The 26,272-nt window shown below is 70.9% G+C and carries 22 protein-coding genes and 1 pseudogene; 15 read left to right on the forward strand and 8 right to left on the reverse strand.

Annotated features, from left to right (window positions below; all coding sequences use genetic code 11):
• Positions 1–547 (reverse strand): annotated as a pseudogene (locus tag ACIRPU_RS29225) (IS5 family transposase); the annotation flags it as partial.
• Positions 548–868: 321 nt separating this feature from the next.
• Here ACIRPU_RS29225 and ACIRPU_RS29230 point away from each other — a divergent pair.
• The 3 genes from ACIRPU_RS29230 (at position 869) to ACIRPU_RS29240 (ending at position 2,735) form a co-directional block, all read left to right on the forward strand.
• Entirely contained in the window at positions 869–1,651 is a 783-nt protein-coding gene (locus ACIRPU_RS29230) for a VOC family protein (protein ID WP_403872452.1), read from the forward strand.
• 70 nt (positions 1,652–1,721) lie between these two features.
• The gene (locus ACIRPU_RS29235) at positions 1,722–1,916 is read left to right on the forward strand and encodes a hypothetical protein (RefSeq protein ID WP_403872454.1); all 195 of its coding nucleotides are present in this window, start codon (positions 1,722–1,724) and stop codon (positions 1,914–1,916) included.
• Positions 1,917–2,090: 174 nt separating this feature from the next.
• A complete protein-coding gene (locus ACIRPU_RS29240; protein ID WP_403872456.1) occupies positions 2,091–2,735 on the forward strand; it encodes a dihydrofolate reductase family protein in 645 nt (214 codons plus the stop codon).
• A gap of 179 nt (positions 2,736–2,914) precedes the next feature.
• Here the strand turns inward: ACIRPU_RS29240 and ACIRPU_RS29245 are convergent, their stop codons facing one another.
• A complete protein-coding gene (locus ACIRPU_RS29245) occupies positions 2,915–3,484 on the reverse strand; it encodes a hypothetical protein (RefSeq protein WP_385561675.1) in 570 nt (189 codons plus the stop codon).
• A 369-nt stretch (positions 3,485–3,853) separates the two neighbouring features.
• Here ACIRPU_RS29245 and ACIRPU_RS29250 point away from each other — a divergent pair, with 369 nt between their 5' ends.
• From ACIRPU_RS29250 to ACIRPU_RS29260, 3 genes are all read left to right on the forward strand, one after another.
• Positions 3,854–4,858 (forward strand): LacI family DNA-binding transcriptional regulator, encoded by a 1,005-nt coding sequence (locus tag ACIRPU_RS29250; RefSeq protein ID WP_403872459.1) that lies wholly within the window; start codon positions 3,854–3,856, stop codon positions 4,856–4,858.
• 190 nt (positions 4,859–5,048) lie between these two features.
• Positions 5,049–8,018, forward strand: a complete 2,970-nt coding sequence (locus ACIRPU_RS29255) for a glycoside hydrolase family 2 TIM barrel-domain containing protein (RefSeq protein ID WP_403872461.1) — start codon at positions 5,049–5,051, stop codon at positions 8,016–8,018.
• 173 nt (positions 8,019–8,191) lie between these two features.
• Positions 8,192–8,527 (forward strand): hypothetical protein, encoded by a 336-nt coding sequence (locus tag ACIRPU_RS29260; protein ID WP_385569795.1) that lies wholly within the window; start codon positions 8,192–8,194, stop codon positions 8,525–8,527.
• Positions 8,528–8,575: 48 nt separating this feature from the next.
• Here ACIRPU_RS29260 and ACIRPU_RS29265 read toward each other — a convergent pair whose 3' ends face one another.
• Entirely contained in the window at positions 8,576–9,313 is a 738-nt protein-coding gene (locus tag ACIRPU_RS29265; protein ID WP_403872463.1) for an SDR family oxidoreductase, read from the reverse strand.
• Between the two features lie 93 nt (positions 9,314–9,406).
• Here ACIRPU_RS29265 and ACIRPU_RS29270 point away from each other — a divergent pair, with 93 nt between their 5' ends.
• Positions 9,407–10,276, forward strand: a complete 870-nt coding sequence (locus ACIRPU_RS29270) for a LysR family transcriptional regulator (RefSeq protein ID WP_403872465.1) — start codon at positions 9,407–9,409, stop codon at positions 10,274–10,276.
• A gap of 24 nt (positions 10,277–10,300) precedes the next feature.
• Here ACIRPU_RS29270 and ACIRPU_RS29275 read toward each other — a convergent pair whose 3' ends face one another.
• A complete protein-coding gene (locus tag ACIRPU_RS29275; RefSeq protein ID WP_403872467.1) occupies positions 10,301–11,557 on the reverse strand; it encodes a family 1 glycosylhydrolase in 1,257 nt (418 codons plus the stop codon).
• 378 nt (positions 11,558–11,935) lie between these two features.
• Between ACIRPU_RS29275 and ACIRPU_RS29280 the strand changes: the two genes are divergently transcribed.
• The 6 genes from ACIRPU_RS29280 (at position 11,936) to ACIRPU_RS29305 (ending at position 18,467) form a co-directional block, all read left to right on the forward strand.
• Complete coding sequence (locus tag ACIRPU_RS29280; RefSeq protein WP_403872469.1) at positions 11,936–12,790, forward strand: helix-turn-helix transcriptional regulator; 855 nt, start codon at positions 11,936–11,938, stop codon at positions 12,788–12,790.
• Between the two features lie 180 nt (positions 12,791–12,970).
• Positions 12,971–13,507, forward strand: coding sequence for a carboxymuconolactone decarboxylase family protein (locus ACIRPU_RS29285; RefSeq protein WP_403872471.1), 537 nt, complete (start codon positions 12,971–12,973; stop codon positions 13,505–13,507).
• Between the two features lie 69 nt (positions 13,508–13,576).
• On the forward strand, positions 13,577–14,869 hold the full coding sequence (locus tag ACIRPU_RS29290) for an MFS transporter (RefSeq protein WP_403872473.1): 1,293 nt from the start codon (positions 13,577–13,579) through the stop codon (positions 14,867–14,869).
• Between the two features lie 87 nt (positions 14,870–14,956).
• Positions 14,957–16,279: a neutral/alkaline non-lysosomal ceramidase N-terminal domain-containing protein gene (locus tag ACIRPU_RS29295; RefSeq protein ID WP_403872475.1), complete on the forward strand. Its 1,323-nt coding sequence runs from the start codon at positions 14,957–14,959 to the stop codon at positions 16,277–16,279.
• On the forward strand, positions 16,276–17,607 hold the full coding sequence (locus ACIRPU_RS29300) for a hypothetical protein (protein ID WP_403872477.1): 1,332 nt from the start codon (positions 16,276–16,278) through the stop codon (positions 17,605–17,607). Before ACIRPU_RS29295 ends, ACIRPU_RS29300 begins: the two co-directional genes overlap by 4 nt.
• A gap of 65 nt (positions 17,608–17,672) precedes the next feature.
• Entirely contained in the window at positions 17,673–18,467 is a 795-nt protein-coding gene (locus ACIRPU_RS29305) for a hypothetical protein (RefSeq protein WP_403872479.1), read from the forward strand.
• 198 nt (positions 18,468–18,665) lie between these two features.
• Here the strand turns inward: ACIRPU_RS29305 and ACIRPU_RS29310 are convergent, their stop codons facing one another.
• The 3 genes from ACIRPU_RS29310 to ACIRPU_RS29320 are packed head-to-tail and all read right to left on the reverse strand — an operon-like array spanning position 18,666 to position 22,146.
• Complete coding sequence (locus ACIRPU_RS29310) at positions 18,666–19,436, reverse strand: phosphatase PAP2 family protein (RefSeq protein ID WP_403872481.1); 771 nt, start codon at positions 19,434–19,436, stop codon at positions 18,666–18,668.
• Positions 19,437–20,390: a YihY/virulence factor BrkB family protein gene (locus ACIRPU_RS29315; RefSeq protein ID WP_403872483.1), complete on the reverse strand. Its 954-nt coding sequence runs from the start codon at positions 20,388–20,390 to the stop codon at positions 19,437–19,439.
• 1 nt (position 20,391) lies between these two features.
• A complete protein-coding gene (locus ACIRPU_RS29320; protein ID WP_403872485.1) occupies positions 20,392–22,146 on the reverse strand; it encodes a diacylglycerol kinase family protein in 1,755 nt (584 codons plus the stop codon).
• Between the two features lie 585 nt (positions 22,147–22,731).
• Between ACIRPU_RS29320 and ACIRPU_RS29325 the strand changes: the two genes are divergently transcribed.
• Positions 22,732–25,284 carry a discoidin domain-containing protein gene (locus tag ACIRPU_RS29325; protein ID WP_403872487.1) on the forward strand — a complete coding sequence of 851 codons (2,553 nt, stop codon included), beginning with the start codon at positions 22,732–22,734 and terminating at the stop codon, positions 25,282–25,284.
• Between the two features lie 229 nt (positions 25,285–25,513).
• On the opposite strand, the gene ACIRPU_RS29330 is transcribed toward ACIRPU_RS29325, so the two are convergent.
• Positions 25,514–25,684, reverse strand: coding sequence for a hydrophobic protein (locus ACIRPU_RS29330; protein WP_403872489.1), 171 nt, complete (start codon positions 25,682–25,684; stop codon positions 25,514–25,516).
• Positions 25,685–25,939: 255 nt separating this feature from the next.
• On the opposite strand from ACIRPU_RS29330, the gene ACIRPU_RS29335 reads away from it, so the two are divergent.
• Positions 25,940–26,272 (forward strand): putative quinol monooxygenase, encoded by a 333-nt coding sequence (locus ACIRPU_RS29335; RefSeq protein ID WP_403872491.1) that lies wholly within the window; start codon positions 25,940–25,942, stop codon positions 26,270–26,272.

Raw genomic sequence — 26,272 nt, forward strand, 5'->3', positions numbered from 1 at the left:
CGCCCGGGCCCGACTCTGGGCACGCTGATCGAGTCCATCACCTGCTCGAGGCGGGTGCAGTCGTTGGTGTTGCCGCCCGATAAGACGAAGCCCAGTGGGCGGCCGAGCCCGTCGCAGGCCAGGTGAACTTTCGTGCTCAGTCCACCACGGGATCGGCCAAGGGCGTGATCACCCGCTTCGTCCCTGTCGACTGCCCCCTTTTGCCGCCGGCGGCATGCTGGTGGGCCCGCACGATGGTGGAGTCCACCGACACCAGCCAGTTGATGTCTCCGGCCGCGTCCTTCTCCGCCTGGATGGCCCGCAGCATGCGCGAGAACGTGCCGTCCAACGCCCACCTGCGGAAACGCGTGTACAAGGTCTGCCAGGAGCCATAACGTTCCGGCACATCACGCCAGGCCGAACCGGTCCGCAGCTTCCACACGATCCCGTTCAGCACCAGTCGGTCGTCCGAACGGGGCCGCCCCGCGGTCCCCGAACTCGGCAGCAACCGCGACAACACAGCCCACTCGGCATCCGAAAGCTCATGACGACGCACCACGACAAACATGATGCCTCATTACCTGACCACCTTTGAAGACGATCTCTAGTCCCCTACGAACCACAAGTAGCTGCCCGGCGTCGCCGCACACGCTTCGAGGAGTTCGGCAAGGTCGAGCAGAGCCGCCTTCTGCCGCTCGTCGGTACACCGCTGTGTCAGGGTGGCGACTTCCCGTCGGACGACTTGAGCTTCCTGGTCGTCGAAGAGCGTGTCGCTGACTGGTCTCGTCCGCGGCGGAAACTCGGATGCGGGTGCCGCACGGCCGCCCCTAGGCTGCGCTCGCGGGGAGGGCGAACCGCCGTATCCCGTCAGTGGATCGGAGATGCGGGTATGGCCAGTCAGCTGTTCGCGATCTGCTTCAACGCGACCCGCCCGTCGGACCTGGCGCGGTTCTGGTCCGGGGTTCTGGGCTGGGAGTCGGCCGACGGTCCGGATGGCGACGTCGCGATCCTGCCTCCTGACGCCGCCGGGTTCCGCATCCGTTTCCTGCCGAGCCAGGAGCCGAAGATCGGTCAGAACCGGGCGCACTTCGACCTGACGAGCACCTCCCCGGAGGATCAACAGCAGACGGTGGCCAGGGCGCTGGCATTCGGCGGGAAGCACATCGACGTGGGCCAACTCCCGGAAGAGGGACATGTGGTGCTCGCCGATCCGGACGGCAACGAGTTCTGCGTCATCGAGGCGGGCAACAAGTTCCTCGCCGACACCGGTCTCATCGGAGCGCTGGCCTGCGACGGTACGCGGGAGGTCGGTTGCTTCTGGAGCGAGACGCTGCGGTGGCCGCTGGTCTGGGACCAGGACGAGGAGACTGCGATCCAATCGCCGAGCGGTGGAACGAAGATCACCTGGGGTGGTCCACCGGTGGCGCCGAAGACGGGCACGAACAGGCTGTACTTCGAGTTGGCGCTCCCCGCCGACGCCGACTGGGACGCGGAGATCGACCGCCTGATCTCGCTCGGCGCGACGCATACCGACACTGACACCGGCGCCGGCCCTGGCACTGGCTTCGGCGAGGGCGACAGCGGCCGGGCGCTGATGCTCGACCCCGACGGCAACGAGTTCTCCGTGCGGAGGCCCGGTAGCGGCCCCGCCGTCGGGGACCGCGCTTCCTAGGCGTTCGCCCTGGAGTCGGAGCCGTCGGGTCCTGGAGCCGGCGGCGGCCGGTGTCATCGGTGTCAGCACGGTGGACGCCTCCTCCGCGCCGGAGCAGTTCCCCGTCGCGGGTCGGCTCACCGGGCCGGCCGTCGCCACGGTCGCCATGACGATCTTCGGCGGTCTCATCCGGTACCTCTCCCAGGCACTGATCGACAGCACCGGCAACGGCTCCGCCGGTGGCCGTGATGACCTGCGGTGGTGCTGGACGCAGGGCGGCCGATGAGTGTGGACGCGGCCTGCGATCTATCGTGAGTGGGGAGCTTCGAGATCGGCCGGCAGGTGCCCGATGCGCCGGGCGAGGCGGTCGACACGTACGAAGCCGGTGCCGTCGCAGCGATGAGTCTGCCGGCGCCCACAGGTCTACCTCCCGACCGAGACAACCATTGGGGAGTACGGCATGGGCCTCATCGACATCGAGCTGTTCGCGACCCTCGACCTCGTCGGGCAGTCGCCCGGCGGCCCCGACGAGGACCCGACGGGGTTCCCGTACGGCGGCTGGCAGGCGCCCCTGCTGGACGAGGTGGCAGGGGCGCAGATCGCCGCCGCGTACCAGGGCACGGACGCCCTCCTGCTCGGCCGGCGGACGTATGACATCTTCGCCGCCTACTGGCCGCATCAGGAGGGCGGCGAGGACAACGCGATCGCCACGCTCTTCAACAGCGTCCCGAAGTACGTGGCCTCCCGCGGCAGGCCCGACCTCTCGTGGGCCGGGTCGACGCAGCTCGGCCCGGATCTGGCCGGCGCGGTGCGTGAGATCCGGGACCGGCACGAGCAGGTGAAGGTCGTCGGGAGCCTGAACCTGGTGCAGACCCTCTTGCGCGAGAAGCTCTTCGACCGTCTCGACCTCTGGGTGCACCCGATCGTGCTCGGCGTCGGGAAGAAGGTGTTCGACGGCGGTGCGGTGCCCACCAACGTCACCCTCCTCGAACCGCCGGTAGCCGGTCCGAAGGGCACCGTGTATCTGCGCTACGGGCGCGCCGACGGCACGCCCGCGACGGGGGACATGTCCGCACCCGATCGCGGTCTCGGGCGCGAGGACTGAAGCCGTCCCGCGCCCACGGGTGTCCATGCCGTCGGCGCAGAATCGGCCAGGTCGGCCAGGTCTGCCAGGACGGCCAGGACGGCCACGTCGGCATTTGCGTCACGGCGTCGGCGGCTTCGAGGTGCCGACGCCGTGACGCGGGTGTGCCTCGCCGGAGGGGCGTGGCCGCCCGTCGCGGCTCAGGAGACGGCGACCGCCACGTTGAACCACGGGGTGCTGAGCGACCTCAGCGGTGAGTCCAGCTTCTGGAGGTTGAGGCGGTAGGTGCCGGCGGGCAGCACCCCACCGCCGGGCAGCGGCCCCAGGGGCAGGTAGCGCCCATTGGCCGCACCGGCGCGGTTGTACGTCCACACGCCCGCCGAGGTGTGCATGATCGTCCAAGCTCCCCTGCTCAGCGAGGGGTTGACGGCGGACCTCCGGGTCGCGTCCAGGGCGAAGAAGGCGCCTGCGTACGACGGCACGCGCGCGGGCCGGGTGAGCGTGAAACTGAAGTACCGGTGGGCGTAGCCGGCGCCGGACGTGAGCGGCGGGCAGTTGACCGCGACGACGGTCCGCCCGGTCACGTTCCCCAGGGAGACGGGGTTGCTGTAGGAGCCCGAGCCGAGCAGCCGACGGCAGTCGTACTGGTACGTGGCCGCCGAGGCCGGCGGAGCGGCCACCAGTGCGGACGCTGCGGCCGTGACGACGGCGGCCGCGACGACGCCCACCCGGCGTGCAAGCCGCCCCAGCGTCCTGTCGATGAGGGTCATGAAGTCTCCCCCTCCGCGGGGCCCGGGGCCCCGGACCGTGCTGAACACGGGCGCGCGACGGCACACCCGTTCGCCCGGCGCGACTCGTGCGACCCACCGCGCCGAGCGGATCCGGCGGTAAACCCAGGGCCGTCGTCAGCCGTCCGCCGGGCGGTGACCGATGCACGGGCTCAAAAGACCACCGATGACGGTGGGTGGGAGGAACGGCGCACCGGGAGACGCGGGATGATCGCCTGGGCTCGCCCGGAGTTCGGCACAGGCGGCACCCGGGCCGCGGGGAGGCCCGGCTTCGTTCGACCCTTCGGCCCGTGCATACTCAGGCTCTGCGCGTGCACCGGCGCTCGCGAGAAGAGGGGAAGGAGGTGAGCGATGGTGTCGACAACGGGGGCCGAGCCCCGGAAGATCACGATCAACGACGTCGCCAGCTCCGCCGGGGTGTCCCGACAGACCGTGTCGCGGGCACTCAACGACAAGGGCGAGATCGACAGCGACACCAAGCAGCGCGTGCTCGACGCGGCGCGCGCGCTCGGCTACCGCCCGAGCCGATTCGCCCGGGGTCTGGTCCGCCAGGACACCATGACCATCGGGCTGGTCATCCCCGACCTGCTCAACCCGTTCTTCACCGAGGTCGCCGCCGCCGCCCTGGAAGCGGCCAGATCCCGCGGCTGGCACGTGGTCGTGTACGACACCACGGACCGGGCGGAGGAAGAGCGCGGCACGCTCCAGGTGATCACCTCACAGGTGGACGCGGTGATCGGCTACTTCAACTGCTCCGAGAGCGAGCTGGAGTCGTACACCCGGGGCATGCCGGTGGTGCTCATCGGCCGCGAGGGCCGCAGCGCGCGGTTCAGCTCGATCCGCATCGACGGCGAGCAGGGCGTCCACGCCGCGGTCGCGCACCTGGTCGCGAAGGGGCACGCGCACATCGGCATGCTCGACCACCACACCCGCGCCGGGCCGAGCATCCGGCACGAGTGGTTCACGGCTGCCGCGGCGGCACACGGGATCGACGCCGGCCTGGTGGTCGGCGCGGACCAGACGGCCGACGGCGGGGGAGCGGCCCTCTGGTCCTTGCTCGCCGCTCATCCCGAGGTCACCGCCGTCTTCACCTTCAACGACATCATCGCGATCGGCGCGCTCCGAGAGGCGCGTCGGCTCGGCAGGACCGTGCCGCGGGACCTGGCGGTGATCGGCTTCGACGGCCTCCAGCTCGGGGCGCTCGTCGAACCGCCGCTGTCCAGCGTCGCCCTCGATACGCGCAGGCTCGGGGCGCTCGCCATCGAGCAGGTCGCGCGGCTGCTGGCGGGGCTGGACCCGCTGGAGGCCGACGACCTGGTCGTCCACGCCGAGCTGCACCTGCACGGTTCGGCCTGACGCCATGGCCGGGCATCCGCCTCGCATGTCTTGACATGGCACCGCGCCCGAGCGCAAACTTCCGAACATTCCGCCCCGCGCTCCGAGAACCGTCTTCGAAACCCAGTTCCGTGAGCGCTCCCGTGAACGTTCACGGGAGCGCTCACGAGACGACGGGAGCCGCCCAGCAAGCCGAAGGAGTCGTGACCTCTTGCTCTCCGAGTTCTCTCCCCATGTTTCGGACACCGCACCGGGGCGCGGCGCTCTCCGGCCGGCGCGCTCGTGGCTGCACTCCGACGCGCCCTCCCGCTCGCTGAACGGGCCCTGGCGCTTCCGGCTGTCGCCCACGGCGTCCGTGGCGGAGGACTTCGCGGCCGAGGACTTCGACGACCGGGGCTGGGACGAGCTGCCCGTGCCCTCCCACTGGGTGCTCGAAGGCGACGGGGCCCACGGCCGCCCGATCTACACGAACGTCCAGTTCCCGTTCCCCATCGACCCGCCGCACGTCCCGGACGAGAACCCCACCGGTGACCACCGCCGCCACTTCGACATGCCCGCCGACTGGTCGGACGCCGAGCGGGTCGTGCTGCGGTTCGATGGTGTCGAGTCGCTCTTCCGGGTGTGGGTGAACGGGGTGGAGATCGGCAGCGCCGGCGGCAGCCGGCTCGCCCACGAGTTCGACGTGACGTCCGCGGTCCGCCCGGGCGACAACGTCGTCGCCGTACGGGTGCACCAGTGGTCGGCGGCCAGCTACGTCGAGGACCAGGACCAGTGGTGGCTGCCGGGCATCTTCCGGGACGTCACCCTGATCGCGCGGCCGGCCGGCGGCCTGGAGGACGTCTGGCTGCGGACCGGTTTCGCCGACGGGCACGGCCGGGTCGACGCGGAGATCACCGCCGGGCCGACGGCCTACCCGGTCACCCTGCGCATCCCCGAACTCGGCGTCGAGCGCACCTGGTCCGCCCCGGCCGAGGTGGCCCCCTTCGACATCGCCGACGTGGAACCCTGGTCGGCCGAGCGGCCACGCCTGTACGACGTGACCGTGTCGACGGCCGCGGAGACCGTCACCCTGCGGGCGGGCTTCCGCACGGTCGAGATCCGCGGCGACCGGTTCCTCGTCAACGGCCGGCGTGTCGTGTTCCACGGGGTGAACCGCCACGAGACCCATCCGCTGCGCGGCCGAGTCTTCGACGAGGAGCACGCCCGCGAGGACCTGGCCCGCATGAAGCGGTTCAACGTGAACGCGATCCGCACCAGTCACTACCCGCCGCACCCGCGCCTGCTCGACCTCGCCGACGAACTCGGATTCTGGGTCGTCCTCGAATGCGACCTCGAGACGCACGGGTTCGAGAAGGTGGACTGGGTAGGCAACCCCAGCGACGACCCGACCTGGCGCGAGGCGTACCTCGACCGCATCGAGCGCACCGTCGAACGGGACAAGAACCACCCCAGCATCGTGATCTGGTCGCTCGGCAACGAGGCGGGCACCGGCAGCAACCTCGCCGCCATGTCGGCGTGGGTCCACGCCCGCGACGCCGAACGCCCCGTCCACTACGAGGGCGACTACACCGGCGAGTACACCGACGTCTACTCGCGCATGTACGCCTCGGTACCGGAGACCGAGCAGATCGGCACCGACGGGTCCCGCTTCCCGCTGCTCGCCTGCACTCCCGCCCAGGGCGCCCGGCAGCGCACCAAGCCGTTCCTGCTGTGCGAGTACGCCCACGCGATGGGCAACGGGCCGGGGGCGTTCGACCAGTACGAGGCGCTGGTCCACCAGTACCCGCGGCTGCACGGCGGCTTCGTCTGGGAGTGGCGCGACCACGGCATCCTGACCACCACCCCGGACGGGACGCCGTACTACGGCTACGGCGGCGACTTCGGGGAGGTCGTGCACGACGGCAACTTCGTCATGGACGGCATGCTGTTGAGCGACGACGTCCCGACGCCGAGCCTTCACGAGTTCAAGGCCGTCATCCAGCCCATCCGCTTCACCTTCGACGGTGACCAGGTGGCGATCACGAACCTGCGGCACACGTCCGACACGTCCGACCTGCGCTTCCGCTGGCGCGTCGAGCACGACGGGACGCCGGTCGACTCCGGCGACCTGGACGTTCCCCTCGTCGTGGCGGGCGACTCGGGACGGGTTGCGCTGCCGAGGATCCCGGTGGCGCAGGACGCCGAGACCTGGCTGACCGTCGAGGCGGTTCTGGCGGCCGGAACCGCGTGGGCGGACGAGGGGCATGTGGTCGCGACCGCCCAACTGGACCGCTCACCTCACCGTCCCGTACGGGCTGCGCGCCCTCGGACCGGCTGGCGGTCCGACGAGGGAACGCTGACGCTGGGCCGCGCCGAGTTCGTCGGCGGATCCCTCGTGCGCCTCGGCGACCGGGAGGCGACGGGTCCGAGGCTGGAACTGTTCCGTGCGCCGACCGACAACGACGAAGGCGCGTGGGGCGACGTCGGGGAGAGCGACGCGAACGTCGCCGGGGTCTCCAACGCCGAACTCTGGCGGCGCGACGGCCTCGACCGGCTGACCACGCGCCGTGTCTCCGTGGAGCGCGCCACCGGGGCCCTGCGCACGGTCGACAAGGTCTCCGCGGCGAACTCCGGGTCGTGGGTGACGGTCGAGTCGATCTGGTCGCTGGAGGGCGACGAGCTGGAACTGCGGGTGGAGATCGAGCCGTCGCGCGGGTGGAACACGGTGTGGCCGAGGATCGGGATCGGTTTCGACCTGCCCGACGGTGACGCTCCCGTCGACGGCGCCGAGTGGTTCGGCCTCGGCCCGCTCGAGTCCTACCCCGACAGCCTGCGCGCGGCACGCACAGGGCGCTTCTCCGCCACGGTCCGCGACCTGGCGGTCGACTACGCGCGTCCCCAGGAGAACGGACACCGCTCCGCACTGCGCCGGTTGACGCTGATGAGCGCCGACACCGAAGTGCTGCGCGTCGAGGCGCTCCCCGACACACGCGGACGCCGCCCCGGCTTCACCCTCAGCAGGCACACCCCCCAGGAGATCGCCCGAGCGGCGCATCCGTTCGAACTGCCGAGTTCGACGACGAGTCACCTGATCGTCGACGCCGCCCAGCACGGGCTCGGCTCGCGCGCCTGCGGCCCGGACGTATGGCCCGAGTTCGCCCTCCGCCCGGAATCCCGCACGATCAGGCTGCGCATCACCTGATGCGTCGCCAGGGCCGCGCCGCACGAAGACCTCCGTGCGGCGCGGAGGCGGGAAGTGCCCCTACACCCGATGCACCCGAGCCCTTCCGGCAGGCCCCGATCCTTTGATGCTCATCCTCTGATGCTCCTCAAGTTCCTTGGCAGACATGGAAACCGACGGCCAGGATGATGCGCATGACGGGAATCGCGGGGCTGAACAAGAAGCACAACTTCGTGCTGACGATCCGAGACGCGGACGTGGTCGCCGCGGCACTGCGCCAGGCGCTTGCCGAGGCACCGCCCGAGGAACGCCCGGGACTGGAACGCGCCGCCGCGCTCGTGGAGTCCAGCGCCGCCGCCGAGGAGTCACGGCTGCGCGCCCGCTGGGTCCGCTCGCGGCTCGCCGCCGTCGGGTTCCACGGGGACATCACCTCGGTCGCGGCGGTGAAGGCACTGCGCCGGGCCGAGCCGAAGCTGAGCCTGCTGGCCGCGGTGCAGCTTCAGCGGGAGGCCTCGGCCCACCCGGAGTGAACCGGCCCGCTGCCGCACGATCTCGACATGATCACGGCTGCTCCGGGGTCACCAGGGGATGACGCCGGCGTCCTCGAAGAACGCACCGGTCGGGCCGCCGTCGGGCAACGTGGCGAGCCGGATCGCCGTGGCTGCGCCCTGCTCAGGAGTGCGGGGTCCGTGGAAGCCGGTGAAGTCGGTCGCGACCAGGCCCGGACAGGCGGCGTTGATCAGGATGTTCGTATCGGCGAACTGCCGGGCGTACTGCACGGTGACGGCGTTGAGGAACGACTTGGACGGCGCGTAGGCCGCCATGACGGGGCCGATCTCGATGTCCGGGTCCGCCTGCCGGGCCAGGGAGGCGACGGCACTGGAGATGTTGACGATGCGGGGCGACGCCGAGCGCCGCAGGAGCGGCAGCATCGCGTTGGTCACCCGGATGACGCCGATGACGTTGGTCTCCACGACCGTGCGGACCAGGTCGAGGTCGAGCGCGGTCGGGTCCTGTACCCACCCGGGGCCCATCTCTCCTGAGATCCCGGCGTTGTTGACCAGGACGTCCAGCCGCCCGGCCTGCTGTTCGACCAGTTCCGCGGCATCGGCGACGCTCGGGCCGCTGGTCACGTCCAGCGGCACCCCGAAGGCGTCCACGCCGGCGGCGCGCAGCTTTTCCACGGCGGTCTCGCGCCGGACCTCGTCGCGGGCCCCCAGGCCGACGCGGTACCCGAGGGTGCCCAGCCCGGTCGCGATCTCGTACCCGATTCCCTTGTTCGCGCCGGTCACCAGCGCGGTCTTCGTTTCGCTCATGCCGCTGATGCTCGCTCGCGGACGCGCGGCGCATCCAACACCGATACGGTGCCCTGTCATACCCGGTGGGTATCACTGGCTTACGCTGTGGCCGTGGACACCTTGGAGACCCGCGAGCTGAGGTACTTCATCGCCGTCGCCGAGGAACTGCACTTCGGCCGCGCGGCCGCGCGCCTCGGCATGGCCCAACCACCGCTGTCCCGGGCGATCCAGCAGCTCGAGCGACGCCTCCGCGTCTCCCTGCTGGAACGTGATCGCCGCGGCGTGGCCCTGACCGACGCCGGAGAGGTACTGCTGCACGAGGGCCGCGCGGCCCTCGACGCAACCGCCGCCGCCGCTCGTCGCGCCCGTCGCGCCGGCGGCGCCGACGGTCCGGACGGCCCCCGCGGCCGCCACCGCCTCGTGCTGGCGGTGAAGGCCGCCGCGTCTCACGAACTGCTGCGGAAGCTCCTCGACGTCTACGCGGCCGAGCCCGACGCCGCCGACATCGAGGTGCTGCCGTGCGGCATCTGCGAGCAAGGGGAGATGCTGCGCGACGGGCGCGCCGATGTGGCGCTCATGTACACGCCGTTCAACTCCCTAGCCGGGTTCGACAGCGAGGAACTGATGACCGAGGGGCAGATCGCCATCCTGCCCGCCCAACATCCCCTCGCCGCGCGCAAGGCGCTCTCCCTGGCCGACGTCAGCGACGTCCCCGATCTCCCACTCGCTCGCTGGCCCAGCCACGGCACGTACGCGCCCGGCCCGGGCCCCGAGATCCACGATCAGACACAGCTGGCCCAGCTGATCGCTCTCGGACGCACCGTGGCCGTCGTCCCCGACTCGGCCCGCGCCTGGCTGTGGGCCGAGCACGCCGCCGTCCCGTTGACCGACGCACCCCCGGTCGTCACCCACATCGCCTGGCCCGCGCACAGCCGCTCCCTCGCCCTCGCAGGCCTGATCCGCACGGCCGCACAGCTGTGACCCTCGCCCGCCGGCGGTCCGAGCTCAGCCGCGGGGTTCGGTGAGTGCTCCTCGGTGGTGTCGGATCACGTCCGCGTACGCCTTCGCGCTGGGCTTGGGGCGGCGCTGGAACGTGGTGCGGTCGACCTCGTGGAGACCGAGCTGGGCGCCGTACCCGAAGATCCACTCGAAGTTGTCCATGAGGGTCCAGTGGCAGTAGCCGAGGATGGGCGTGCCTGCGTGTACCTCGGCCACGAGCTCCTCGACGGCGGCGGGGATGAGGGCGGCGCGCTGTGCGTCGTCGGGGGTCTGGATGCCGTGCTCGGTCACGAGGACGGGGACCCCTGACACCTGGTGGGCGTAGTGCGCCGCGTCGGCGAGGGAGCCGGGTGCGATGACCGTGCCCATGCCGTTGAGCTCGCCGTCGGTTGTGACCTCGCCGTCGGGGCCGTGGACGATGCGTTCGTAGTTCTGCACGCCGATGAAGTCGTCGTGGCGCGCCTCGTTCAGCCAGTGGTCGTACACGGCGGCACGCTTGGCGTCCCTGCGCGCCTCGCCGCCGGGGATCGCCACTTCGTCCGCGATGGCGATGGAGACCCCGACGGGCAGGTCGCCGCGGCGGGCCTTGATCGCGTCGCGGGCGGCGCGGTGGGCGAGGGTGAACGCCGTCTGGAACTCGTCCTGAAGGTGGGCGGGGATGACGTTGGCGCTGCCGTAGGCGTCGCTTCCGGCGGCGCGTGCGGCGGCCGCGAGCATCCGCGTCTTGAGCGTCTCCGCCTCGGGCGGCAGTTTCGCGCCCGCCTGCAGCAGTTGCTCGAGGTTGGGTTCGTTCAGGGTGACGCCGTACGCGATGCGGTCGCCGAAGCGCGCCATGACGCGGTCGCACTGCTCGGCGAACCGTGCGGGGGCGTCGGCGGCGGTCCAGGAGCCGGCTGCCGCGAACCAGTGCGGGGCGGTGAAGTGGTTGAACGTCACGACGGGTGCGAGACCACGTTCCAGGCAGCCGTCGACCATGTGCTCGTAGTGGTCGAGCGCCTCGGCGGAGACGACGCCGCGCTCCGGTTCGACGCGGGCCCATTCGACGGAGAACCGAAAGGCGTTGAGTCCGAGTCCGGCGGCCAGATCGAGGTCCGTCGCCCAGTGCTCGTAGCCCCGGCACCCCGGTCCGCTCGGTTCGCGGAACAGCGAGGGCGTCGTGTGCTCCAGAAACCATGTGTCGCTGGCGCTGTTGTCGCCCTCGTTCTGGTGCCCCGCGGTGGCGACGCCCCACAGGAACGTGTCGGGCAGGCTGCCGTGTGTCATGTGGGTGTGCTCCTTGCACTGTGCGGTGAATCCGGTGAACGGGTCGGTCGAGGTCGGATGCGGTGGCGTCACCGTGCGGTCGCTGACCACAGAGCTCGGCCGAGCAGTCTCGATCATGCGACTAATACCTAGTGGAAACTAGGTATTCACGGCGTGACGTGCGACATACGGCGGAGAAGGGCCCGCGAGTGGCGGACGGCCCGGGTCCGGACAGCCGGGCAGCGCCGTCCGGCAGGGGCCCGGCAGGGACGACGTCCTTCGCGTACGCCATGTCGGCCGGACGTACGCTTTCTGTACGGTTCTGGGCTGCTGCCGGAACGTTCGGTCTGCGTCCGTCCGGCGTCAGCGGCGACGTACTCTCGCCCCCGGAGGTGGCCCATGCCCGAGCCCACCAAACGGTCGGAGCTGCTGTCCGCGATCGACTCCCTGCTGGAGTCCGCGTCACCGTTGCCCGTGCCGACGGAACGAAGGCGGCTGCGGGAGGCGCACGGCTTCACCCAGGAGCAGCTGGCGCGGGCGCTGCGGGTCCGGCGGCCGACCGTGAGCGCCTGGGAGTCGGGCAAGGCCGAACCCAGGCAGCCCGAGCGGGAGGCTTACGGCCGTCTGCTGGGCAGGCTCGCGGAGCTGCATTCCGCCGCTCCCGCGACGCCCGAACGGCGCCGTGAGGACGCGGCGGCCTCCGTCGCTCAGGAGAGCTCCCCCGGCCGCACGGTCACGCCGACCGCCTACGAGCGGATGTTCACCACACTGCGGCACAGCGCCTGGCGGCTGGAGAGCAGAAGCCGTTACGCCTGGCACGAACGCCGACCGGAGTACCGGGCCTTCGCCGACGGGCGGCATGTCGACTGGGACGTGCAGAGCGAGTGGTGCCGCAATCGCCGTGCGCAGACCGCCCTGGGCAAGAGGTTCGAGCGGGTGCGCGTCATCGACGATCCGTACACCGAGTGCCAGCTGTACCTGCTGCTGCAGAACTCCCCGCGCAACGCCGTGGCCGGCGAGGACGTCCGCTTCCTCACCCGCGCGGAGGCGGACGAACTGGAGCTGCCCCGCGAGGACTTCTGGATCTTCGACGCGCGCACCGTCGCCCGGCTCCGCTTCGACGACCGGGACGAGACGGACGGCATCGAGCTGATCACGGACCCTGCCGAGGTGCTGCGGTACGCCCAGGTGCGCGAGGCCGCCTGGCACCGTGCCGTGTCACAGGAGCGGATGGCGGACACACTCGGCGTCTGACCCGCATGGCCGGCGACATGTGTTCGCGATGCGGAACTTCAGGTTGCGCGAACTGTCGGGACCGCCCCTCCCGTGCAACGTAAGCCTCCCCGCCGCAGCGTGTTCGGCCCGGGGCATCTGTGGTTCATTTCGGCCATGCGACTGGCACCACCGCGGCACACGACCGCGGACCAAGCGCGTTTGCGCACACGAATCGAGACGGAGCGGGGCGCCGTCCACGGCCCCTTCCAGGTCCTTGTACGAAGCCGAGGGCCGGGCGACCGGCTGGAGCGGCTCAGCACCGCGTGCATGGCGGAGTCGGCGCTGCCGCCGAGGCTGCGCGAACTCACCCTGCTGACGGTGGCCCGGCTCCTGGGCGCGCAGCACTCCTGGCTCGCCCACGTCGGAAAGGGGCGGGCCGCGGGTCTGGACCCGGCCGCGTTGGACCGGCTGGCGCGCGGTGAGGACCCCGGCTTCACGCGCCGGGACGAGGCGCTCCTCCACCGGTTCGTCGGCCAGGCGCTCACGGGCCACTTCGTGGACGACGACACCTACGCCTGCGCGCTCGCGGAGTTCGGCGAAGAGACGCTGGTCGACCTGACCGTCTGCCTGGGCACCTTCGCGACGCTCGCCCTCCTCCTCAACGTCTTCCAGGTGGATCTGCCACCCGACGCCGCACCGCCCTTCCCCGACGTCACCGGATTCCGGCGCGCACGGCCCGGAGCCGGCTCGCCCTGACTCCGGCGTCCCCGCTCACGTCGCGTGGAACCCCCGTCCCCATAGACACCCGAAACGAGGCACAACGCCGTGTCCGAAACCGCAACCCGCTCCCGCCCCTGGTACACCGCCACCTTGGGCGGCATGGCCTCCTACCTCGACGGCGCGACCATCGTCACCGTCGGCATGTCGTCGGTCATCCTGCAGCAGCAGTTCGCCATGAGCTCGTGGTCGATCGGCGCGCTGAACTCCGTGCTGATGTTCATGTTCGCCACCGGCGCGGTCATCGGCGGCCGACTCGGCGACGTCCTGGGCCGCCGCAAGGTGTACGCGGTCGATCTCGTCGTCTACGCGGTCGGCGTCGTCACGGTGCTGTGCGCGTCCGACCAGGCCACGTTGTTCGTAGGCGTCATCATCACGGGCCTGGCGATGGGCGCCGACGTGCCCACCTCGCTGGCTCTGATGGCGGAGGAGGCGGCCGACGGACGCCAGGGCAGCACGGTCGCCTACGCGCAGACGCTGTGGCTGGCGGGCGTCGCCGTGGTCCAGATACTCGGGTTCTTCGTCGGAGACCTCGGCGCGACCGGCGTGCGCATCATGTTCGCGCACCTGCTCGTCGTCGCCGTGGTCGTGTGGATCCTGCGCCGCGGTGTGCCCGAGTCCGCGGCCTGGCAGCGCACACGCAGGTCCTCCGTCGGCCGCCGAGACCTGCGGGAGGTCTTCCGCAAGCCGTACGGTGTCGGTCTCCTCGCCACCGGCCTGTACTTCGTCATCAGCGGCATCATGCCCAACACCGTCGGCCAGTTCGGCGCCTTCCTGGTGGTGAACCTGGGCCACTCGACCGTCCGGGTCTTCAGCCTCATCGGCTGGGCGACCATGGTCGTCGGCCTCGCCGTCGCCCTGCTCTTCCAGCGGCTGGCGGACTCCCCGCTGCGCCGCGTCCTGCTAGTCATCGGCCTCGTGTCCCTGGCCGCCGGCCCCCTCGTCGCCATGGCGGGCGGCTTCTCGCTCGCCTCCCTGGTGGTGCTGTTCGTCGCCAACACCGTCGCGGGCACCTGGGCCGGGGAGGGCCTGTACAAGGTGTGGAGCCAGGAGATCTTCCCGACCCGCATCCGCAGCACCGCGCAGGGCCTCACCTTCGGGGCGGCCCGCTACGTCATGGCCGTCTTCGGTCTGTTCACCCCGACCCTGGTCCAGGACGCGCCGACCATGTTCATGGGTGTGCTCATCGCGCTGGGCGTGGTGGCCACCGTCATCGGACTGCTGTGGCTGCCCCGCCTGCCGCGGCACGGACTGCGCGGAGCCCAGGAGGAGAACGAGGAGAACCCGGCCGACGCCGGACCCGCCCCCACCGACCGGTCCGTGCCGTCCGGCACCGCCTGACCCCCTGCCCGCCCCGGCGCGGACGGGCATCCGGCCCGTCCGCGCCTCCCCCTCGTCGCCTCCCGCTCGTCGCCTCAGGAGAAACCCTTGCGTCAGGAAAGTCCGGCCGCCCCGGAGCACGCCCAGCCCCTCGCACCGCCCGAGAAGGGCCTGCGCGTGGGCGCCGCGAAGGCGGACATCACCCCTGAGGACCTCACCGGTCTGCACCCCATGCCCGGCGCCTTCTCCGGCGTGCACGACCCGCTCCACCTGCGGGCCCTCTACCTCGGTGATGCCGGCACGGAGGTGGCGCTGGTCTCCCTGGACCTGATCGAGGCCGGCGACGTCACCCCGCTGCGGGAACGCGTCCAACGCGAACTGGGCATCCCCGCCGACCATGTCGTCGTCACCGCGACCCACACCCACAACGCACCCCGCATCGCCGACGTCTCACCCGGCGCGCTCGCTCACGCGGGCGGACCGGAGTCGTCCGTCTACACCGAGACCGTCTATGCGCGGATCGTCGCCGCGCTGCGCCGGGCCCGCGCCACGGCCCGACCCGCGCGGTTCGGCGTGGGCACGGGCACCGCCGACGTCAACGTCAACCGCGAGGTCTTCCGGGACGGACGCTGGAGCCTCGGCCACAACCCCGACGGCCCGTCCGACAAGACCGTGTGGGTGCTGAAGTTCGAGGACCTCCACGGTGCGCCGATCGCGGTGCTGGTCAACTACGCCGTCCACCCCACCGTGGTGTTCGGCACCTCCGAGGTCAGCGGCGACCTGGCCGGAGCCGCCTGCCGGCACATCGAGGAGGTCCTTCACGACGCACACCCGGGGTCCGGTGCCGTGGCCCTGTGGACCCCCGGCCCGCTCGGCGACCAGGCGCCGCGCATCGACCTCGGCGTGCCCTTCGGCACCGACCCCGACGAGCGCCGCAAGGCCCGGGCCTACGCCGCGATGGAGGCGCAGGGGCTGATCGTCGGCGCCGAGGCGCTGCGCGTGGCGGACGGCATCGAGACGCCGACGTCGGACGACATCCGCCTCGAGGCCCGGCAGCGCACCGTACTGTGCCCCGCCAAGTCCGGCCGGGACGTCATGGAGACCATGCGGCAGGACGGCTCCGCCACCGTGCCGCTGCGCCTGTCCCTGATCCGCCTCGGCGACGTGGCCATCACCGGCGTGTCGGGCGAGGTCGTCACGGAGATCTGGCGGCGGCTGCGCGACCGGTCGCCGCTCGCCCGCACCCTGCTGGTCTCCATCGCCAACGACCGCATCGGATACCTTGCCGACGACGCCCGCTTCGACCGGCCCGTCCACTCCGTCAACGGCTGTCCCGTCCGGCGCGGCTACGCGCAGGACGCCATCGTCGACGGCCTGCTGGAGATGATCGCCGCATCGTCCGTCACCCGCCTCGCCCAAGGCACCCGATGACCCCGCCCGACGACGCCATGAGGGCGGGCGCCGGCCGGGCGGCCGTCGACCTCACGGCCGGAGTCCTCCCCGTCGACGGCTTCACCGGCGTGCACGACCCCCTGCACGCCCGGGTGGCGGTTCTCGACGACGGACGGACTCGTCTCGCCCTGGTGGTGATCGACCAGACGTCGATCTTCGACGACCAGGTGGACCGCACCCGGGAGATCCTCCGCCGTACCGCCTCGGTGGAAGCGCCCCACTGTCTCGTCGTGGCCAGTCACACGTTCTCCGCACCGCACGTCCTCCCGCTCGGGCGTACCCCGGCGGCCGGGGCCGACCGGAACGCCCGCCTGGCCGCCGCCGTCGACGACGCGGTGACACGGGCCGCCGAACAGGCGATCCGCACGCTGCGCCCCGCCCGTCTCGGGTTCGGCCGCGGAATCTGCCGCGTCGGCGTGCAGCGGGACGTGCCCACCCCGCACGGCTGGTGGCTGGGCGCCGACGACGCCGGCCTCACCGACGACAGCGTCGGCGTACTGCGCATCGACAGCCTCGACGGCCGGCCCATCGCGTTGCTCGTCAACCACGCCGTCCAGTCCTCGGTGATGAACGGCGCCACCACCGCGACGGGGGAGCGGCAGGTGAGCGCCGACCTGGCCGGCGCCGCCGCCCGCCGCATCGAGACACACCACGGCGACGACACCGTGGCCCTGTTCCTGATCGGCGCCGCCGGGGACCAGGCGCCCTACCTGACCGCGGTCCGCACCTGGCCCGACGAGAACGGAGTCCCGCGACGGACGCAGACTCACGACGACGGCCACATCCTGGCCGACCTCCTCGGTGAGCGTCTCGGAGACGCGGCGCTGCGCACCGCCGCACGGATCCGCACCGCACCACTCGCCACGCCCCTGCGGGTGATCCACGCCCACGTAGAAGTCCCGGCCCAGAGGCCGCCCGCGGGCCTGCACACCCTCCGACCGACAACCAGCTACACGTACGAGCCCGACGGGACCGCGCAAGTGCCCCTCGTGGCGGTGCACCTGGGTGTCACCGCACTCGTCGGCCTTCAGGCCGAGCTGAACGCCGCCACCGGTATGGCCGTCAAAGCCTCGCCCTTCCCGCACACCTGCCTCGTCACCATGGTCAACGGCGCGGCCAAGTACATGGCGGACGCGGGCAGTTACGACCGCATCACCTACGAGGCCATGAACTCCCGCTACGCACGCGGCGCGGCGGAGACCGTCACCGGCCGCCTCGACGGCCTCCTGCGTGAGCTGTACACCACGGACCCGCAACGGCCTTGCGGAGGAGGGATTCCGCGAGCCGGTGATCCGCCGGCGTCATGACGGACGTCGTGTGTAGCCTCTGTGAACACTGATCGACTTCACGATCGGCTCACCAGGGGAGGATCATGAAAGGCAGGACACGAGTCCGGCGAAGAACGGGCTGGGCGGCGGCAGGTGGGGCGGTGGCCCTGGTGCTGCTGACCGCGACGGGAGCCCATGCCGAGGGACGGGGTGACGTCCGTGTGGTGTCGGCCACCGTCAACGGCGGGGCCAACGTCACGATCGGCACGGCGAAGACGGTGACGTTCCCGATCGCCATCACCGTCAAGGACAACTCGGGGGTGAAGGGGCTCACCCGCGTCAGCACGTTCAACCGCTCCAACGGCTACGGCTTCATCAGCTGGACGGGTTCGACGTGCCAGAAGAAGTCCTCGACCACGTCGGTGTGCAAGGCGACGATGACGGTGGATCCGGCCTGGATCGCGGCCAGTGACGACATCGACTCCAACAAGGTCGCCGGGGGCTGGACGGTGAACGCCACGGTCAAGGCGAACGACGGCGACTACTGGATCTCCGACTCCATCGCCGAGTACAAGGTGAAGCGAGCCTCGACTCTGACGACGGACGCGGCCCCCGAGCCGGTCGTCAAGGGCGGGAAGCTCACGATCACCGGCAAGCTGTCGCGGGCGAACTGGGAGACCCTGAAGTACCAGGGTTTCGCGGGGCAGAACGTGAAGCTCCAGTACCGCAAAGCCGGCGCCGCCCACTACAGCACGATCAAGACCGTGAAGACGGGCAGCTCCGGGCAGCTGAGCACCAAGGTGACCGTCACATCAGCGGGCAGCTGGCGCTGGTACTTCCCGGGCACGACGACAACCGCTCGGATCGTGTCGGCGGGCGACGCGGTGGTACTCAAGTAGTAGTCGCCCCATGCGAAAGCCCCTTCCGTCCGTCGGCACGGGGGTGAAGGTCGCATGCGGTGCGCTCGGGCCTCGACACTCCGGTCGAGGCCCGGCTGCCCGGGACGATCGCTACTTCCTGTGAAGCGCGGCCGCCCGGGGGAGACGCTCCGTTTTCGGGGGCCTGAACCCGGGCCTGAACCCGGGTCCGCCCTCTCGTCACGGCTCCGGGTGGGCGTCGACGAGTTCGGGCTCCAGCCCTTCGCTCACCTCGGCGTGACCCCGCCCGACTTCGGCGCGCCAGGCCTCGAAGGCCCAGGCGGTGAGGGCGACGACGGCCAGACCGAGCAGCCAGCCGCCCACCACGTCGCTGAACCAGTGCACACCGAGTGCGACCCGGGTGAAGCCGACCCCGAGCACCGACACCACCGTGACGCACCAGCACAGGGGCCGCCAGGCGCGCGGCACCAAGGGCAGCAGGACCAGCAGCATGATGGCGAACGACGTGGTGGCCGTCATCGCGTGACCCGAAGGGAAGGAGAATCCCGGAGCGTGCGCCACCGGATCCTCCAGGGACGGCCTGGCCCGCTCGACCACCGTCTTGACCAGAAGCCCGATCAGCCCGCCGGCCACGGCCGTCACGGCGGACCAGGCGGCCAGCCGCCAGGCCCTGCGGTACACCAGCCAGACGGTCAGCAGCGCGACCGCCGTTCGCAGGACGGCCGGGTCCCAGACCCAGTCGGACAGGAAGCGCAGGACTGCGGTCCACGCCGGATGCGTCACGGCCGTGTGATGCAGTCGCTGAGCGGCGCTCGCGTCCAGGCGGCGCAGCGGCTGCCACTGGCCCTCGACGAGGACGAGCACCAGCGCGAAGGGCACGGCGGCGACGGCGGCGACGGCAGCCGCTCCGAGCAGCCGGGCGCCGAATCTGCGGTCGGCCGCCCGGCGACGACGGTCTCGGAGGTGCTGGACCGCGGCTCGCACAACCATTCAGACTCCAGGATCGGGTTCGATCGGACCGGACTGCAGGGCCCGCGCGGCCTCCAGCTGCGCGGCGAACGCCAGTCCGAGGAAAAGGGCGATGGAGGTCAGATAGGCCCAGAGCAGCAGCGACATGAAGGCGCTGAGCGGGCCGTAGACCGTGTCGAAGGAGCCGCTGATCCCGAGATACAGGCTCAGCAGCCAGGTCAGCGCCGTCCACAGCACCAGGTACACGGCGGCGCCGAAGGCCAGCCAGGTGTATCCGGGTTGTCTGCGGCGGGGCGACCGGCGGAATATCACGCTGGCCGAGATGAGCGCGAGCAGCAGCCCGAAGGGCCAGCGCAGTATCTCCCAGGCGGTCTGGGCGCCGCCGTCGAGCCGGTAGACGGTCACGGCCGCGGAGGCCAGGTCTCCGCCGGCCACCATGACGATGAACCCGAGTCCGAGCGGCAGCCCGGCACTGACGGACATCACCAGACCGCGCAGGTACTTCTGCTGGAAGGGGCGGTCGCGCTCGTTCCCGTAGATCCGGTTGGCGCCACGCTCCACCTGGCACATCGCGGTCGTGGTGTTGACCAGGGAGAAGAGGAGACCGAACCAGAGCGCGACCTGCGCGCCGTCGCCCGCCGTGTGGCGGCTGCGGTTCAGCGCGTCGTCGACCACGTCGGCGCTGGGACCCTCGGCGATCCGGTGGATCGTCAGTTCGGCGATCCGGCCGATGTTCTCGGTGTGCAGCGTGGTGGAGAGTCCGACGAACGCGATGGCCAGCGGGATCACCGACAGGACCGTCTGCAGGGCGAGTGCGCGGGAATGGGTGAAGCCGTCGGCGTACCGGAAGCGGACGAAGGAGTCGCGCAGCAGGGCCCAGCGGCCGTAGCGGCGCAGCGACGCCAGCGCCTCGTCGGCGGACAGTTCGTCGCCCGTCATGTCACGGGTCTCGGGGACCTTGGTCGCGGTACCCATCTCACGCACCTCCAGCCGGCAGCAGCACCGTCAGCGCGCCCGGCCTGACCTCGGCGGTGAGCCGGCGGCCGGGTGTCACGGGATCGCCGTCGAGCTCTCGGGACTGCACGGAGTCGAAGGTCAGTTCGGCCCGGCGGAAGGTGAAGAACTCCACCGGCACGCCGCTCTTGCCGTCGTCCTGCGCTGTGGCGGTCGCCACGGCCGACGGCCGGGGCGACGGTGCGCCGCCGCGCAGCAGCGTCGCCAGCGCACGCATCCAGCCGCCGACGCCGCGCGGGTCGAGGATCAGCAGATCGAGCAGACCGTCGTCGGGGCGGGCGGCCGGCAGGAGGGTCGTCCCGCCCTGCACGGTCCCGACATTGCCGATGAGCACCATACGGGCCGTGCGGCGCAGGGCGGGCGCGTCGTCGAACCGGACGGTCAGGCGCATCCGCGGTGTGCGGAGCGCGCCGACGCCGCCCAGCACATAGGCGGGCCAGCCCAGGACGGACTTGGCGCGGTCGTCGGTGTGCTCCATGATCTCGGCGTCGAGACCCGCCCCGGACATGGCGGCGAAGTGGGTGGCGGTGAGGCCGTCACCCTCGACGCGGCCGAGGTCGAGACGGTGGGGGGCGCCCCGCAGGGCCGCGTCGAGCGCGTCGGTGGGGGACAGCGGCAGGCCGAGGTTGCGGGCCAGCAGATTGCCTGTGCCGCAGGGCACGACGGCCAGCGGTACGCCGCTGCCGGCCAGGGCGTCCGCTGCCGCTCGCAGGGTGCCGTCACCGCCGCAGACCACGACCAGCCCGGAGCCGTCCCGGACCGCGCCGGCCGTCTGACCGGTGCCCGGGTCCTCCGCCGTGGTCTCGATGAACACCGGTGCGCGGTGACCGTGTCGTTCCAGGACCTCCCGCAGCGCCTCGCAGTCGGCTTCGCGGGTCACCGTGGGGTTGAAGATCACCGCAGTCCGGCCCGGGCCCGGTGTGCCCGGGCTCGCCCCCGCGCTCGCGACGGAGGGCGTGGGGCTCGCCTCGGCCGGTGCGGTCACGCTCCCGTCGGTGAACAGGGCACGGCCGACGATCAGCAGGGACAGGCTGCCGTTGAGCAGCCCGCCCACGACGTCCGTGGGGTGGTGCATGCCCCGGTAGAGACGGGCGACGGCGACCAGCACCGGCACGAGAAGCAGCAGACCGCCCACGATCCGCCGCCACGGTCCGCGGAGCCGGGACAGCGCGAGCACCGCCAGTCCGCCGTAGATCGCGGTGGCGGCCCCGGTGTGGCCGGACGTGTAGCTGGAGGTGGGCGGAGAGTCGTCGAGGCGGTGCACGTCGGGGCGCTGGCGGTCCACCGACTCCGTGATGACCAGGAACACCAGGGACTGGAGCGACACGGCGACGGCGAGGAAAGCCGCCTGACGCCACATCGGCAGACGGGGGATCAGGATCAGGCCCGCGCACGCCAGGACGGTGGCGGCGATCACCGTGAGGGTGTTGCCGGCCTCCGAGCCGACGAACGACAGGGTGGTGAGGGTCCCGGTCCGGGCGCGTTCGAAGCCCTCGTTGACGTCGTCCTCGGCGGTCATCGGCCACAGCCCACGGGCGGGCCCGGTGATCAGCAGCCCGAATCCCACCATCAGCGCGCCCTGGCAGACCGTCAGGGCCGCGATGCGCGCGGCGGTACGACCGGTGCCTCGGGGCAGCGCGAACGAGCGACCGGTCCGGGCGGCTCCCGGTTTCCCGCCGGGCAGCTCGGACGGTCTTTCCGGTGCGGCGGTCGGCATCAGTTCTCCCACGAGTCGGCGTGATACGGCGGTGTCGGCCCGAAGCGGTGGGGCCGATGCACGGCCGTCTGCCCCCGATGTCACCGCGCAGACCAGCCGATGGGTGGATCAACCGCTGTGAAGTCTCCGCTCGCTGTACCTGTTGCTCCGGTTCGCCCCATCTTGTGATGTTTCTGGAAGCGGCACCAGCCTCTCTCGGGTGCTGCTCGCCGGGTGTCTGCGGTCAAGGGTGGACTCGGCGGCAGCGGGCGTGAGGGCGCGGCGGCGGCAGGCGTGAGAGTGCTCTGGCGTCGGGGCCGCGCCGGTGGGCGGCGTCGACACTTGAACGGAGAGCGCGCGATGCGGCGCAGGGCGGGGGAGGGGCCGCGCTGTCGCCGAGGAGTGTCGAGGGCGTGCCGTCAACGTGTCAAGGGATGCGGCGGAAGCAGGTCCGGAAAGATTTCAACTTTCGAAGGCTTGCCGAGACTTACGAATCATCAGTTAAATCAAGACGTGAACTAAGCGTCGCAGCAGTGGCCTTGGCGTACCGCCACGTCTGCTGCCGACGCCCTCGTGTCCTTTCCCGACGCACCCGCAGGGACCTTCATGAGACTCAGATCCCTGGGTGTCGCGCTCGCCGCCACGGCAGCGCTGATCACCCTGCCCATCATCCGGCCACCGGCGGCCACGGCCGCCGACGCCAACCTGTCCCAGGGCAGAACGGCGACGGCATCCTCGAACGAGAACGCGGGCACGCCCGCCCCCTACGCGGTCGACGGCGACACCGGCACCCGATGGTCCTCGGCAGCCACCGACGACCAGTGGCTGCAGGTCGACCTCGGAACCGGCGCCACGATCAGTCAAGTCGTCGTCAACTGGGAGGCGGCCTACGGCAAGGACTACAAGATCCAGTCCTCGTCCGACGGCGGCACCTGGACCGACCTGCGCACGGTCACCGGCGGAGACGGCGGCACCGACACGCTCGCCGTCTCCGGCCAAGGCCGTTACGTCCGTCTGCAGGGCGTCCATCGGGCGACGCAATGGGGCTACTCCGTCTGGGAGTTCCAGGTGTTCGGCACCACCGGCGGAACCCCTCAGCCGGGTACCTGCTCGACCGTCGACTCGGCGCAGGGCAAGACCGCTTCGGCGTCCTCGACGGAGAACGCCGGCACCCCCGCGTCCGCCGCGTTCGACGGCAACGACGCCACCCGCTGGTCCAGCCAGGCCTCGGACCCGCAGTGGCTGCGCGTCGACCTGGGCTCGTCCCAGGACATCTGCAAGGTCGACCTGAGCTGGGAAGCCGCGTACGGCAAGGACTTCCAGATCCAGGCCTCCGCCGACGGCCAGAACTGGACCACCCTCAAGACCGTCACCGGCGCGACCGGCGGCCGCGCCTCCTACGACGTCAGCGGCACGGGCCACTACGTCCGCGTCCTCGGAACGGCCCGCGGGACGGCCTACGGCTACTCGCTCTGGGAGTTCGCCGTCCACACCACGTCCGGCGGCACCGGAGACCCGGTCCAGGGCGGCGGCGACCTCGGCCCGAACGTGATCGTCGTCGACCCCTCCACACCCAACCTCCAGCAGAGGTTCGACCAGGTCTTCGCCCAGCAGGAGACCGCGCAGTTCGGCTCCGGGCGCTACCAGTTCCTGCTCAAGCCGGGAACCTACAACGGCATCAACGCCCAACTCGGCTTCTACACCTCGATCTCCGGACTCGGACTGAACCCCGACGACACCCAGATCAACGGCGACATCACCGTGGACGCGGGCTGGTTCAACGGCAACGCCACGCAGAACTTCTGGCGTTCGGCGGAGAACCTGGCGATCACACCGTCCAACGGAACCGACCGCTGGGCCGTCGCCCAGGCCGCGCCGTTCCGTCGCATCCACGTCAAGGGCGGCCTCAACCTGGCCCCCAACGGCTACGGTTGGGCCTCCGGCGGCTACATCGCCGACTCCAGGATCGACGGCACGGTCGGTCCCTACTCCCAGCAGCAGTGGTACACCCGGGACAGCTCCGTGGGCGGCTGGACCAACGGCGTGTGGAACATGACGTTCACCGGCGTCCAGGGCGCCCCGGCGACCAACTTCGACACCGGCCCCTACACCACGCTGGACACCACCCCGATCTCCCGCGAGAAGCCGTTCCTGTACCTCGACGGCACCGACTACAAGGTCTTCGTCCCCGCCAAGCGCACCGACGCTCGCGGCGTGTCCTGGCCCGCCAACGCCGGGACCTCGCTCCCGCTCAGCCAGTTCTACGTCGTGAAACCCGGCGCGACGGCCGCCACCATCAACACCGCACTGGCGCAGGGCCTGAACCTGCTGTTCACGCCCGGCGTCTACCACCTCGACCGGACGATCGAGGTCACCCGCGCCGACACCGTGGTACTTGGGCTGGGCCTGGCGACCATCGTGCCCGACGGGGGCGTCGACGCCCTGCACGTCGCGGACGTCGACGGCGTCCGACTGGCCGGATTCCTCATCGACGCCGGCGCCACCCGGTCCGACACCCTGCTGCGGATCGGCCCCGCCGGAGCGGCCGCGGACCACTCCGCCAACCCGACCACCATGCAGGACGTGTTCATCCGCGTCGGCGGCGCGGGCCCCGGCCTGGCGACGGACTCCGTGGTGGTCAACAGCGACGACGTCGTCATCGACCACACCTGGCTCTGGCGTGCCGACCATGGCGAGGGCGTCGGCTGGGAGACCAACCGGGCCGACTACGGACTGCGGGTCAACGGCGACGACGTCCTGGCCACCGGCCTGTTCGTGGAGCACTTCAACAAGTACGACGTCGTATGGAGCGGTGAGCGGGGACGCACGATCTTCTTCCAGAACGAGAAGGCGTACGACGCCCCGAACGCCGCCGCCATCACGCACGACGGCATCGTCGGGTGGGCGGCCTACAAGGTCGCCGACACGGTGGCCGTACACGAGGCGTGGGGTCTGGGCAGCTACTGCAACTACACCTCCGATCCCTCGATCGTGCAGCGCCACGGCTTCCAGGTCCCGGTCAAGGCGGGCGTCAAGATGCACAACCTTCAGGTGATCTCCCTGGGCGGCAAGGGCCAGTACGCCCACGTCATCAACGACACCGGCGCCCCGACCTCGGGGACGGACACCGTGCCCTCGAAGGTGACCTCGTTCCCGTGATCCACGGGAGGGACGGCGCATCGCACAGGTGAACCCGCTGCCGTCGGGTGAGACTGGGGTCCGGTGAGTGGAGGTGCAGGTTCCGCTGCTTCACCGGGCCCCAGCTATGAGGCCTGGTGCCCGGAAAGGTGACAGTTACACCGTTTGCCCGACGGGGATGTCGTGACGAGGACATGCCTGTGGGCCCCGGGTGTTCCCGGAGCCCACAGGTCAGCTGCTGTTCGGCGGGTTACCAGCGGTACCAACGGCCCTTGCGGCCGCCGGCGTCCGCGCTGCGCACGACGAAGCCCAGCAGCCAGACGGCCAGCACGATGACGGCGATCCACCAGAGTGCCTTGAGCGCGAAACCCGCACCGAAGAGAATCAGGGCCAGTAGAAGAACGAGAAGCAGGGGAACCATAGTTATCAACCTCCATCGCTCCTTGTGCCCGGCGAATCGAAGAACATACGGTCGATTCACCTGGTTTCTGCACGCCTCTGGCGGGAACTGGAACTCGTTTCTCCCCCTGCGTTCACCGCGCCGCCCGGCGGACGCGTGCCTGCCGATGCCGATGCGTGTCGACGTGCCATTGTCGGTTCCGACCAGGCCGCCGAACGTCCGGTGACGGGTGTCGCCACCCCGCCGATGGCCGTCCACGACACACGAGGAAAGCTCATGATCTTCATCACCGCCCGATTCCGTGTCCTTCCCCAGCACGCGGACGACTGGCCCGACATCACCCGTGGCTTCACCCTGGCCACGCGCGGCGAGCCGGGGTGTCTGTGGTTCGACTGGTCGCGCAGCGTCGACGACCCCGCCGAGTACGTGCTGATCGAGGCGTTCCGCGACGACGAGGCCGGTTCGGCCCACGTCTCCTCCGAGCACTTCGCCGCGGCCTGCGCCGAGCTGCCGTCGTACCTCGCCGAGACCCCCAGGATCGTGAACATGACCGTCCCGCAGGACGACTGGTCCCTGCTCGGGGAGATGGCGGTGAAGGACAACCGCTGA

The organism is Streptomyces sp. NPDC102259 (assembly GCF_044766465.1).
Lineage (GTDB): Bacteria > Actinomycetota > Actinomycetes > Streptomycetales > Streptomycetaceae > Streptomyces.